This window comes from Paenibacillus thermotolerans, assembly GCF_028745515.1.
In the GTDB taxonomy this organism is placed as follows: domain Bacteria; phylum Bacillota; class Bacilli; order Paenibacillales; family YIM-B00363; genus Paenibacillus_AE; species Paenibacillus_AE thermotolerans.
Window position 1 is genome coordinate 84,635 of the sequence record NZ_JAQZSG010000022.1, and the last position, 12,049, is coordinate 96,683.

The window sequence follows — 12,049 nt, forward strand, 5'->3', positions numbered from 1 at the left end:
CGGTGAAGGTGCTGATGGTTGCGGCGGAGGCGGCGCCGTTCGTCAAGACGGGCGGGCTTGCGGACGTGATCGGTTCGCTGCCGAAGGCGCTGGCGGGCATCGGCGCGGAGGTGCGCGTCATCCTTCCCAAGTATGAAGACATGGCGGCGAAGTGGCGGGAGAAGCTGAAGCCTGTCACTGCCTTCGAGGTCGAGCTCGGCTGGAGGCGGCAGTATGGCGGCGTCGAGACGCTTACGCACGACGGTATCACTTATTATTTCATAGATAATGAATATTATTTCCGCAGGCGCGGGTTGTACGGGTACGGCGACGACGCGGAGCGGTTCGCTTATTTTTGCAAGGCGGTGCTGGAAGCTTTGCCGCGCCTCGGCTGGGAGCCCGACGTGCTTCATTGCCACGATTGGCATGCCGCGCTTGTTCCCGTATTTCTGCGGGCGCGCGACGGCGAGAGCGAGAGCGGGAGGCACCGTCCGCTGAAGACGGTGTTCACGATCCACAACCTGAAATATCAGGGGGTATTTCCGGCAGGCGTGCTGGGCGATGTGCTGGGCCTCGGTTTGGAGCACTTTCATGTGAACGGTCTGGAGTTTTACGGCAATGTCAACTATATGAAGGGTGCATTGAACTGCAGCGACCGGATCACGACGGTAAGTCCGACGTACGCCGCCGAAATCCAAACCCCGATGTACGGCGAAGGGCTGGACGGGGTGCTGCGGTACCGGAAGGACCGGTTAACCGGCATTGTGAACGGATTGGATACCCGGGAGTACGATCCGATGACGGATCCGCATCTTGCGGCGAATTACAGCGGTTTTTTTGATGAGAAACGCGTTAACAAAGCTGCGCTGCAGGAGGAGCTCGGACTCCCCGCAGACGATACGATTCCCGTCATTGCGCTGGTCTCTCGGCTGGTCGAGCAGAAGGGGCTCGACTTGATCGCATATGTGCTGGAGGAGCTTCTTCAAGAGCGGCTGCAGCTTATTGTATTGGGAACGGGCGACGACATGTACGAAAAAATGTTCCGCGACGCCGCCTACCATCATCCGGACAAATTGGCCGCGCGGATTGTGTTTGACGAGGGGTTAGCCCGGCGGTTTTACGCCGCATCGGATTTATTCCTCATGCCGTCGCGGTTTGAGCCTTGCGGGATCGGGCAGCTGATTGCGATGCGTTACGGCAGCGTGCCGATTGTGCGCGAGACGGGCGGACTGCGGGATACGGTCGTTCCGTATAACGAGTTTACGGGCGAGGGACACGGTTTTACGTTCACCCACTACAATTCTCACGATATGTTGTATACAATGAGAAGAGCGCTTGCGATACATAAGGACGAGACCCACTGGAGATGCATCATCGATAATGTCGCGAAGCAGGATGTAAGCTGGGATGCGTCGGCTAAGCAATATGCCCGGCTTTACGATCAATTATTAGCGTGAGAATAGGAGATTGAAGCATGACGGACATTCGAAATTTGCGGCCGGACGAAATCGAAGAAGCGATCCGGCTCAGCGAATTCGCGTTTCAATTGTCGCTAACGGCGGAAGAGCGCGCCGAACGGGTGCAGGCGTCAGGAGCAAAGCCGGAGCGGCAGTGGGGCTGTTTCGAGGACGGCCGGCTCGCGGCGAAGCTGGTGCTGCTGGATTTGAAGACGTATATTCACGGCCGGTTATTTGCGATGGGCGGCATTGCCGGCGTCGCGACGTGGCCCGAGTATCGGCGGCAGGGCTTTGTTGCGAAGCTGCTGAAGCATTCGCTTCAAATCATGAAGGAACGCGGACAGACGGTATCGTATTTGCACCCGTTCGCTTTCGGCTTTTACCGCAAGTTCGGTTGGGAAACGTACGCAAGCTATAAGAAATACGAGCTGACGAGGGAGCAAATGCCGGCGTTTCCGTCAACCGTCGGACGCGTTCGCCGGATCGGGGAGGACTGGGAGTCGCTCAGTCCGCTCTATGAGGCGTATGCTTCCCGATATAACGGTACGACGAAGCGCACCGGCGAGTGGTGGAAGGAACGGATTTTCGCATGGAAGAAGGGGCAAACCGCCGTTTACGACAACGCCGCCGGGGAAGCCCGGGGCTATATGCTGTACCAGGTCAAGGAGCGCACCTTTACCGTCCACGAGATGGTGTTTCTAGACGAGGAGGCGCGCCGCGGACTGTGGAACTTCATTAAGAACCACGATTCGATGGTGACGAAGGTGGAGCTGCAAGCTCCGGAGGACGATGAGCTTGCGTTCCTGCTCCCGGATCCGCGGGTGAAGCAGGAGCTCGTGCCGTATTTCATGGCACGCATCGTCGATTTGGCGGCGTTCGTCGGCCGCTACCCGTTCGCGGCGGCAGGCGGTGCGGGCGTGCCGCCGGTGCTGCTGCGCGTGCGCGACGAGCACGCGCCTTGGAACGACGGCGTGTTTCGCCTCGCCGTCGACGGGGACGGCGGCGGCAGCCTGACGCCGGCCGAGGATGTAACGGCGGTGGACGGCGCCGCCGTTACATGCTCCATCGGCGCGCTTGCCGCCATGTTGATCGGGAACAGGCGGCCGCGCTTTCTGCTTGCCGCCGGCTTGCTCGAAGGCCCGGAGGAGGCCGTCGAAGCGCTTGAGCGCGTTGTGCCTTCGCGAACCGCCTATTTGCTCGATTTCTTTTGATGCATCACATCAGTTATCGATCCATACCGAAGAGCCCGGGAAGCTTGTTCCCGGGCTCTGTTGCGTTATGCCGCTGCGTGCTGCTTCCGTCTTCGATGCGGTTTTATTTGTAAAGCTCCGTTCATTCGGTATTCATAGTTCATGTCTACAATGCCTATGAAGCGACTTTATAGGAGGCAGAGGAAGCTATGATGCATCGATTGAAGCAAATTACCGGCTGGGCAAGCAGCCGCAGGGGAGCCAAAATCGTCTTCCTGATTTGGCTTGCCGTTATTGTAATACTTAGCGTCGCGGCTCCCGCGGCCAAAAAATATGCCGTCAGCGCAGGGGAAGGCAGCATTCATGAAAACACGCCGTCGGCGGTCGCAGAGCAAGTGCTGAATCGCCATTTCCCTTCCGAGGAAGGGCTGCCTGCGCTTGTTGTTTTTCATAAGCAAGGCGGCATGGACGAAGACGGCCGACTGGCAGTTGCGGCTTTCAGCAGTTGGCTGTCATCGGCAAATAAACCGGAGCATGTCGGCGGCTCTTTGCCTTTTCATCGCTTGCCCGTAACGATGTATTCGGAGGATCGGACGACCTTGCTTTACCGCTTCAGCTTAAAGGACGGTGCGGATTCCGCACAAATTTACGAGACGCTGGAAGAAGTCAGAGGCTGGCTGAAGCATAACGCCCCCGGCTTGCAGACGGAAATAACGGGACCGGCCGGGATCGCGTCGGATACGTCGGCTCTATTTAAAAATGCCGATCTTGTGTTGTTATTCGCAACCGTCGGTTTAATCTTGGCGCTGCTTCTCCTTATTTACCGTTCGCCGCTTTTGGCATTGATGCCGCTTTTGATTTCAGGATTCGTGTATCAAGCGACGGACCGCATCATCGGGCTGGCAGGAAAGCAAGGCTGGTTTATCGTCGACCGCCAGGCGCTTTCTATCATGATGATCTTGTTGTTCGCCGTTCTGACGGATTATTGCTTGTTTATTTTTTCGAGGTATAAAGAAGAGCTAAAGAAAGCGGGAAACCGATACGATGCGATGAAATCGGCGATGTCGCATGTAGGCGAGGCGATTGTTTTCAGCGGCGGAACGGTATTGATCGCCATGCTTACGCTGTTCACGGCGATATTTAAGCCGTATCATCATTTCGCACCGGTGTTTTCCGTCGCCATGACGATGATTCTGCTCTCGGGATTGACGTTGATTCCCGCTGTTTTCGCAATGCTTGGGCGACAAGCGTTCTGGCCCTTCGTCCCTAAGCTGGAGACGGGTGAAGCGGCGGAACATCGGGGAATATGGGGGAAAGCCGCAGCGTTCTGCCTGCGACGCCCCGCAGTCATAGCGATCGTCTTATTAGCGGCAATGGCAATCCCGGCATGCAGCATCGGAAACATCAATTATTCGTTTAACTTGATGAAGTCGTTTCCGGAGCACGCATCGTCGCGGATCGGATTCGAGCTTTTGGAGAAGCACTTTCCGAAAGGGAAGTTGGCCCCGGTTACCGTAATTCTCACTTCGGACGAAGAAATAGCGCCCGACGAGCCGTTTCTCGGCAAATTGGCGCACGTCGGCGAGCGGTTGCAGAAAAGCAGCGGAGTCGATTCCTCGTCATTCGATAGGGTATCTGAAACGGGTAAAAACAATGCAGACGGTTTCCGAGATTTTATATCCGAGGATAAACATGCCGTTAAGTTCGATTTGACGTTATCCGACAATCCGTATGACCGGGAGGCTATCCGGACGGTCGATTCGCTGCGAAAGCAATCGGACGGCATTCTTGTGGAAAGCGGGCTTGGCGGCGGGTATTTCAGCTTGCATTTTGCAGGTCAAACGGCCGAGCAGCTGGATGTCAGCAAGATGAACTCCCGCGACACGGAGCTGACGTTTTCGCTCATTACAGGCCTGATCCTGCTCATGCTGATATTCCAGACGCGTTCGCTTTGGATGGCTTTGTTGATGATCGCTACGATCTTATTGTCCTACGCGGCAACCTTGGGCTTCGGCTGGTTTATTTTTCATAACGTTCTCGGTTACGAAGCGATAAGCTACCGGATTCCGGTATATACGTTCGTCTTTTTGGTAGCGCTCGGAGTGGACTATAATATTATGCTGGTGTCGAGAATCCGGGAAGAGGCCGAAAAGCACGAATGGAAGGACGCAATCCGCATTGCAGTCGCTCGAACCGGGGGCGTCATTTCGTCTGCCGGCGTCATCCTCGCCGCTACATTCGCCGTACTGATCACGCAGCCGATCCAAGAGCTGTTTTTGTTCGGCATGACGATGGCTTTGGGCATATTGCTGGACACCTTTTTGGTGCGCGGCGTGCTGCTTCCGTCGATTTTGGCGTTGGCCGGAACATCCTTCAAACGCAGGCTGTAACATTCCGTTCATCTATTGTTCATATTGGCCCGCTATACTTTTGAAAGAGTAGAAAATAAAAGCTGGATGAAAGGGAGAGAGTGTGAAAGGCCATGTTTAACGTCATGCTATTTTTACATTTGACGGGCTTGCTGCTTTGGTTCGGTTCGTCGATGGCGAATGCAGTTGTCTTACTGCTTTCGAAACGTCACATCGCAGCCGATGAAACGAAATCGCTCGTCCGAAACATGATCCGCGTATCCGGCTGGCTGACGTACCCGGGCTCGATATTGGTGCTCGTCAGCGGAATCGTCATGATCGTTCAGATGAATATCGGCGAATCGGCAAAGCCTTTGTGGCTCAACTATATGGAAAAGGGCGGGGGAACGATCGTTATGGTCTCCATTGCACTGACGGCCGTTTTGGGAGAAAGGATCGTCAAGCGGCTCGGATCGGCGGGACAAATCGGCTCGGGCTCTGTTGCGGGCAGTGGTTTATACGTTTCCTCACTCTTTGTTATTCAAGCCGCCATCGTCTCCGTTTTGCTTGTAGTAGGACTCCGATTGTAACAAAAAATGATCTGCCTTGCTGATAAAGGCGATGGCTCCCTCCTTGCGGGGGTCATCTCCTTTTTTATCTTTTTCGTTCGCCGGGTTATGATATGGGGAAATAGCTAATCCGTTTTTTCGGGAGGTGAGGGCGCTGAGAATACACATATTGGTCGCCGATGACGACCCCCATATTCGCGAGCTGTTAGGCCTCGTTCTTAGAAAAGAAGGCTATATCGTATACGAAGCGGAAAACGGCGAACAAGCGTCGTCGATATTGGAGCGCGACCCGGTGCATTTGGCGATTGTGGATGTCATGATGCCGCTCAAGAACGGCTGGGAGCTGTGCGAGGAAATCCGAAAGCAATACGATATTCCCGTCATTATGCTGACGGCGAAGGCGAGCATGATTGATAAAGAACATGGATTTGCGTCGGGCACCGACGATTACATGGTAAAACCTTTCGAGCCGAAGGAAATCTTATTTCGAATGAAAGCATTGCTCAGGCGCTACCAGGTGGTTTCGTCCAACTGGATCAAGCTGAACAATACGCTCATAGACCGCAACAGCTATGTGGTGAAAATCGGGGATGAAGCCGTCACGCTGCCATTGAAAGAATTCGAGCTGCTCGCTCAATTGGCCGCTCATCCGGGGCGCATCTTTACGCGCGAGCAGCTGCTGCGGTTGATTTGGGGTGCGGATTACGAAGGGGACAGCCGCACCATCGACGTGCACGTTAAGCGGCTGCGGGAACGATTCCAAGAGGCAACCGACGACTTTTCCATCGTTACGGTTCGAGGCATCGGATATAAGCTCGAGGTCCGAGGACAATGAAAACATTGTACACGCGCATTGTCGTTACGTTTATTTTCATCTCCATGATCAGCAGCATTCTTGCGCTGCTGGCGTCCGGCGCGTACTACCAGACCCAATTGAAAAGCGAAAACGAGCAAAAAATATTGGCGGTCGGCAAACAAATCCGCGCATTATACGAGAGCATGCCCGAGCTCGAGCTCGATGCGTACTTGAATCGGATCGCGAATATGGGATTTCAAATCTATGCGGTGAACGATCGCATGGAAGGAACGTACTACGGAGGACCGTTCAAACATAAGCAGCTGGATACGGACATCATAAAGGGCGTGCTGCGGGGAGAAATTTATGAAGGAATCCGAGAAGCGCGCCAACTGTTCCTTATCGGTTTTTTTGAAAACAGCCTTAGAAACAGCGTGGGTATTCCGTTAACGGCGAACGGGCAAAACTACGCTCTCTTTATAAGACCGAATTTGGAGCAGCAGGTCGGCGAAATACGAATATTGATGGCCGTGCTTTTGGGATTGGCCTTTTTGTTCAGTGTCGCGCTCATCGTCGTATTATCCCGTTCGATCGTAAAGCCTGTAAAAAAATTGACGGAAGCGACGAATCAAATTGTAGGCGGGAACTACGATTTCCGACTGCATGTAACGAGGCGGGATGAGATCGGAAATTTGGCGCGGCATTTTACCATGATGGCACAATCGCTCAAGCAGCTGGATGCCATGAGGCAAGAGTTCGTCAGCAACGTATCTCATGAAATTCAATCGCCGTTAACGTCGATTCAAGGATTTGCGCAAGCGATTCTGGATAAAGAAGCGTCTCCGGATGAAGCGGAAAAGTATCTTCATATTATAAGCGAGGAAAGCAGGCGATTGTCTTCCCTTAGCAAGCAGCTGCTGACGTTGGCTTCGCTGGATAAAGAAACGAACGTGCTGAGAGGAGCTTCTTACCGACTGGACGAACAAATACGGCAAGTGCTCATCGTGACGGAATGGCAATGGTCGGAAAAACAGCTGACGATTGAACCGGTCCTGCCCGAAATCGTGATTTGCGCTGACCCGCAGCTTTTATATCAGGTGTGGTTCAATTTGATCGTCAACAGCATCAAGTTCACCTCTACGGGGGGATTCATTCGAATCGAACTTTCGGTAGGGCAGGATATTGCGGTGAAAATTGAAGATTCGGGAATCGGGATCGGAGAGGCCGAGCTGCCCCATATTTTTGAACGATTTTACAAAGCGGATCAATCGAGAAGCCCGTCGCGTTCCGGCAGCGGACTGGGATTGTCCATCGTGAAAAAAATTGTAGACCTCCACCGCGGCAGTATTGAAGTTCGGAGCTTCCCGGGGAAAGGAACCGTTTTTACCGTGAGGCTGCCTCGCTAAACCTCCTTCTTGTGGTAAAATGTTCCACAAGGATATATTTGGGGGGATGTAAGTGTACCGAATCATTTTATGTTTATCGATTTTGTTAATTACTTTCGTAGGGTGCTCGGAGCCGGTGAGTAAAAACTGGCAGTTGAGTCCGGTGTTCAACATACCGGTCACATTCGGAGACGGAACGGAAGGCGAGTATGTATTCATCGGCGAGGAAGGCAAATTAGCGATGCAAGTCGGGTCGGGTAAAGAAGGAGAGGCGCAGGCCCAGCCTATTGTCAAAGGTAAGGGCAATAAATATATGTGGTATTTTTGGGGCAGCGATGAGGAATTGAACGGTAAACTGAAAGTAGAAGGAATCAATGAAAAGGGCGAGCGGCATCTATTGATCGGAAAAGGATTGGGTGCTCCTTACGTTGGATATGCTCCGTTTAACGGAGCGGACTCGACGCTTCCGGCAACGATGATGTTTCCAACCGCGGGACTTTGGAAGTTGGAAGCTTACATTTCCGACAACCTGTACGGGGAAATTACCCTTCATGTTGATGAATGAGCGGCGCTGCGATTGCTTCGGCAATCGTTTTTTTTATTTTTCGATGCACCGGAACGGAAAATAGCCACTAGACCATTCGCGGGACATTCGTGGTATGATGGTGGAAAGGCGGTGTGCAGTGCGCAATGAACGAACAAAACCCGACGACAAGAAAACAAATCGTAACGATGCTTCGTAAGAAGGGGCGGCTCAACGCCCATGACATCGCCAAAGAGCTAGGCATTACCGATATTGCGGTGCGGCGGCATGTCAACGCCTTGATGCGGGACAGGCTTGTGCGGGCGGAGACGTTTCGCCAAGCGATGGGTCGGCCTACGCTTTTATATTCGCTTACCGAACAGGCGGAGCAACTGTTTCCGAAGCATTATTCCGACATTACGCTCGATTTCCTGAACGACGTCCGCGACCTGCAAGGAACGGAAATGATCGATGAATTATTCGTGCGCAGGGAGTCCAGGCTCGAGCGGAAATATAAAGAAAAGATCGATGCGAACGAGCCGCTTGAGCATTTGGTCCAAGAGCTGACGAAGCTGCAGGACGAAAGAGGTTATATGGCGGAGTGGGAGAAGGACGAAGAAGGCGGCCGCTTCTTCATTAAGGAGCATAATTGTCCGATCCATTCGATCGCGCAGGAATATACTCAGGCTTGCAGCTCGGAGCTGTCGTTGTTCCGCAAGGTGCTTGGCGCCGAAGTGGAGCAGCTGGAGTGCAAGGCTAAGGGCGGGGAGCGCTGCGTGTACGCGGTGAAGCCGCGCTCGTAACGAAGGAGGGAAGTCTCGCGGTCAACCTTGACGGTTGATCCTTCGCGGAGACTTCCCTTTCGTGTTAACGGAACGCGATGTCCGTTAAAAGGTGCAAGTTTACATCATATCGCCGTTTAACGGAAACATATGTCCGCTAGCAGCCTTATAAAGCTAATTTTCCGCGCAGATCGTTCAATTAGCGGACAAATCGTTCCGCTAACGTCGGCTTGCGCGGTCGCCCGCCGACTCGCGCGGTCAACTGCAGCCATCAGCCCGGTCAGCCGCGCAGCTATCGCCCGAACGGTTCGTGCGCGTGAAAGCGGCCGCTTCGGCTTTTCACTCCGTTTTAGCAGAGTCGTCGAGCTTATACGCTAGCGTAAAAACCGCATACTTCTCTTTTTTACCGTTTCCGTCCCCCGCGGTCTCTTCGCTTTTTTCCTTTGTCATCCCATTGGCCTCGCAATATTCCTTCCACTCGATCGGAGTGAACTTCTTGAAGCTGATTGCCAAATGCACGTCGGCATCATCGGGATTGGCGCCCTTGCGGATCGATTCGGACAGCTTCTGCAGTCCCGGCTGCAGAACATCCATAATATGCTTCTGGAATTCGTCGGCGTGCCGCATTAAAACCGCCGGGTCGATTTCGAACGACCGGTTTTTCAATGGGACCGACTTGTAGTATTTCTCCAGCAAATTGCCGTTCGGTTTCGTTTCTACAAGCTCCAGCATGTTCGCTTCTTCCAGCTTTTTTACGTGATAGTACAAGCGGGACGGCGCTTCGTTCAGCCGCTCGGCGATTTGCGTGACCGTGACCGGCTGCTCTGCCGCGATCTCAAGAATTTCCCTGCGCCTCGGGTCCAGCAGCAGTTTGGCGATCTCGTAATCCGTCAATTTTTCGTGTTGGGACACGGGAATGCTCCTCCGTCTTTCCGATTAATAGCTTGAAGCCTCCGAATAATGGGGAGACGGCGCCGCTGGCCGCGAGCAGAAGGCCGGACACGGCGGTTCCCCAAACGGCCCCCGCAGCCGAAGTCAACGCTCCGCCCGCCACGAGTCCGATGATCGTGAAAGAGTAGCTGATAAAGCCGAGCAGCGACGAAGCGCGGCCCCGCAGCTCTTCCGGCGCGGCTAAGATGAACAGGCTGCTTAGAGGCACATTGATAAGTGCGTTTAAGATACCTATCATTATACACCATGCAAAAACAGGAGCAATTCCGAATACGGCGCGAAAAGCGTCAAGCGGAATGACGGCCGTCATCCACCCGCCAAGCAGCACGATGCCCCCGATCAGTACGTAAACCGGCTTTATTCCGCGAAGCAGCATCGGTCCGATTAAAGCTGCGCCAGCCGCGACCCCCAGCGCCAAGGAGCTGGACAGCCAGCCGTATTGAGCGCCGGTATAGCCGAAGACGCCGGTAAAGAGTGTAATTAAGTTCGTATTCAAAATGCCCACCGCAAACGTAACGGGAATGAGCATGATCAGCAAATACCGAAGAATCGGCAGCGAGGATGCGGAAGCGACACCTTCCTTGAGGGATTCCAAGTAGGTCAATTTGGAGGAGGCTGCATTCACAGCAGACTTCCCCAACGCCGGGATCATAAAGAACAAAACAGCGGAGACGGCGTACGTTGCCGCATCGATGAGGAAGATGGCGTTCAATTGCTCCATCATCAGCAGCAATCCTCCTGCGGCGGGTCCGGCGATTTGCATGACGGAGCCTGTCGCTTGGTTTAGGGAGACGGCTTGCCTGACGTGTCCTTCCCCCGCGACCGCCGGCACCGAAGCCGATTTGGCAGGGCCCTCGAGAGCGGAGCCGATGCCCTGCAGCACGATTAACGTTAAAAGTACGGGATAGGAATGGTGAAACGGGATCATCAGCAGCACGACCGCCGCCCGGAACAGATCCGCCATGATGAGCGGAAGCTTCAGGGGCAGCCGATCGGCTAACGGACCCATAAATACGGTAAACACGGCGGTCGGGAGCAGCTGAGCGACAATGACCATGCTGATGAGCATAGGATTGTCCGTTGTCAGCGTGATGGCGTAAATGACGGCGACGCGCGTCATTCCGTCGCCCAATTGGGAGATGAGCCCGGCCAGCCAAAAACGCAAAAAAGGTGGAGATGTGAGCAATTCCTTCATATTGACGACCGCCTTTTCGGAAATGATTTTATCGCTGAAATTTATTTTAACGACAAAATAATATTAAACCGAACTGGTGGATGTTGTAAAGCGGTTTTTTAGGTTGAAATTTTGGGTGAGGGATGATATAATTTAGAAACTTGAATATACGTGATGTTTTAATTCCGATTCGCACTGGCGCGGTCATCGGAGCCGCAAGGATGGAAGAGAGGTAGGGCTTTCGTTGTTTTGGTATTAAGAACAATAAGAAGCCTTTGCGCCGAATTTAAATCAATGATATGAAGTTCTTAATTCACATGTTTTTAAGGATTATTACTTCATCATTTTGCTGAAGAGCTTCCTTAAAAATATGTGAATTTTTTATTTACGCATGTAAATAGGACTTGGCATATTTATTACAACTTTTTTTGGAGGGTTCACTTCATGGCAACAGTTGGTACAGTAAAATGGTTTAATGCGGAGAAAGGTTTCGGGTTTATTCAAGTTGAGGGCGGAGACGACGTATTCGTACACTTCAGCGCGATCCAAGGCCAAGGCTTCAAAACGTTGGACGAAGGACAGCAAGTGGAATTCAACATCGTTCAAGGAAACCGCGGTCCTCAAGCGGAGAACGTTGTAAAATTATAATCTCCGAACGCAAAAGCAGCCATCGGCACGATGGCTGCTTTTTTTAACGCCAGAAAGTTTCCTTTCGTTACAGTGCTAAATAGACGAGATTAATTTTCTCTGAATCGCGGTAGTTTATCCGCTGTTTCTCGCCGCTCATCGCTAACCCTGCGGTGCTAACGGACAGCACAGCCGTTATATCGCCAATTTGCCCGCCGCCAAACCGCTAAACATTCCTGTAAGGACTAAGATTTCGTCTTGGACAAAA

The 12,049-nt window shown here is 53.1% G+C and carries 11 protein-coding genes; 9 read left to right on the plus strand and 2 right to left on the minus strand.

All coding sequences use genetic code 11. From position 1 onward, the window contains the following. The first annotated feature begins 2 nt into the window (after positions 1 to 2). The 8 genes from glgA (at position 3) to PT964_RS17630 (ending at position 9,050) form a co-directional block, all read left to right on the plus strand. Positions 3 to 1,436 (plus strand): glycogen synthase GlgA, encoded by a 1,434-nt coding sequence (gene glgA, locus PT964_RS17595; RefSeq protein ID WP_274364682.1) that lies wholly within the window; start codon positions 3 to 5, stop codon positions 1,434 to 1,436. A gap of 17 nt (positions 1,437 to 1,453) precedes the next feature. Then, complete coding sequence (locus PT964_RS17600) at positions 1,454 to 2,647, plus strand: GNAT family N-acetyltransferase (RefSeq protein WP_274364683.1); 1,194 nt, start codon at positions 1,454 to 1,456, stop codon at positions 2,645 to 2,647. Positions 2,648 to 2,835: 188 nt separating this feature from the next. Continuing rightward, a complete protein-coding gene (locus tag PT964_RS17605; RefSeq protein WP_274364684.1) occupies positions 2,836 to 5,016 on the plus strand; it encodes an MMPL family transporter in 2,181 nt (726 codons plus the stop codon). Between the two features lie 92 nt (positions 5,017 to 5,108). Beyond that, positions 5,109 to 5,564 carry a DUF2269 family protein gene (locus tag PT964_RS17610; RefSeq protein WP_274364685.1) on the plus strand — a complete coding sequence of 152 codons (456 nt, stop codon included), beginning with the start codon at positions 5,109 to 5,111 and terminating at the stop codon, positions 5,562 to 5,564. Positions 5,565 to 5,697: 133 nt separating this feature from the next. Next, entirely contained in the window at positions 5,698 to 6,378 is a 681-nt protein-coding gene (locus PT964_RS17615) for a response regulator transcription factor (RefSeq protein ID WP_274364697.1), read from the plus strand. Continuing rightward, positions 6,375 to 7,745 (plus strand): sensor histidine kinase, encoded by a 1,371-nt coding sequence (locus PT964_RS17620; protein ID WP_274364686.1) that lies wholly within the window; start codon positions 6,375 to 6,377, stop codon positions 7,743 to 7,745. The genes PT964_RS17615 and PT964_RS17620 overlap by 4 nt, the downstream gene beginning before the upstream one ends. A gap of 115 nt (positions 7,746 to 7,860) precedes the next feature. Beyond that, positions 7,861 to 8,289, plus strand: coding sequence for a DUF4871 domain-containing protein (locus tag PT964_RS17625; protein ID WP_274364687.1), 429 nt, complete (start codon positions 7,861 to 7,863; stop codon positions 8,287 to 8,289). Between the two features lie 125 nt (positions 8,290 to 8,414). Next, the gene (locus PT964_RS17630) at positions 8,415 to 9,050 is read left to right on the plus strand and encodes a helix-turn-helix transcriptional regulator (protein ID WP_274364688.1); all 636 of its coding nucleotides are present in this window, start codon (positions 8,415 to 8,417) and stop codon (positions 9,048 to 9,050) included. A gap of 318 nt (positions 9,051 to 9,368) precedes the next feature. Here the strand turns inward: PT964_RS17630 and PT964_RS17635 are convergent, their stop codons facing one another. Continuing rightward, positions 9,369 to 9,941, minus strand: coding sequence for an ArsR/SmtB family transcription factor (locus tag PT964_RS17635; protein WP_274364689.1), 573 nt, complete (start codon positions 9,939 to 9,941; stop codon positions 9,369 to 9,371). Next, positions 9,865 to 11,175, minus strand: coding sequence for an MFS transporter (locus PT964_RS17640; protein WP_274364690.1), 1,311 nt, complete (start codon positions 11,173 to 11,175; stop codon positions 9,865 to 9,867). The genes PT964_RS17635 and PT964_RS17640 overlap by 77 nt, the downstream gene beginning before the upstream one ends. Before the next feature lie 423 nt (positions 11,176 to 11,598). Here PT964_RS17640 and PT964_RS17645 point away from each other — a divergent pair, with 423 nt between their 5' ends. Next, positions 11,599 to 11,802, plus strand: a complete 204-nt coding sequence (locus tag PT964_RS17645; protein ID WP_274364691.1) for a cold-shock protein — start codon at positions 11,599 to 11,601, stop codon at positions 11,800 to 11,802. The last annotated feature ends 247 nt before the right edge of the window (positions 11,803 to 12,049 follow it).

Coding starts and splice junctions, on each gene's coding strand:
- PT964_RS17600 (WP_274364683.1), top strand. CDS start 1,454: ATGACGGACATTCGAAATTTGCGGCCGGACGAAATCGAAGAAGCGATC.
- PT964_RS17605 (WP_274364684.1), top strand. CDS start 2,836: ATGATGCATCGATTGAAGCAAATTACCGGCTGGGCAAGCAGCCGCAGG.
- PT964_RS17610 (WP_274364685.1), top strand. CDS start 5,109: ATGTTTAACGTCATGCTATTTTTACATTTGACGGGCTTGCTGCTTTGG.
- PT964_RS17620 (WP_274364686.1), top strand. CDS start 6,375: ATGAAAACATTGTACACGCGCATTGTCGTTACGTTTATTTTCATCTCC.
- PT964_RS17630 (WP_274364688.1), top strand. CDS start 8,415: ATGAACGAACAAAACCCGACGACAAGAAAACAAATCGTAACGATGCTT.
- PT964_RS17640 (WP_274364690.1), bottom strand. CDS start 11,175: ATGAAGGAATTGCTCACATCTCCACCTTTTTTGCGTTTTTGGCTGGCC.
- PT964_RS17645 (WP_274364691.1), top strand. CDS start 11,599: ATGGCAACAGTTGGTACAGTAAAATGGTTTAATGCGGAGAAAGGTTTC.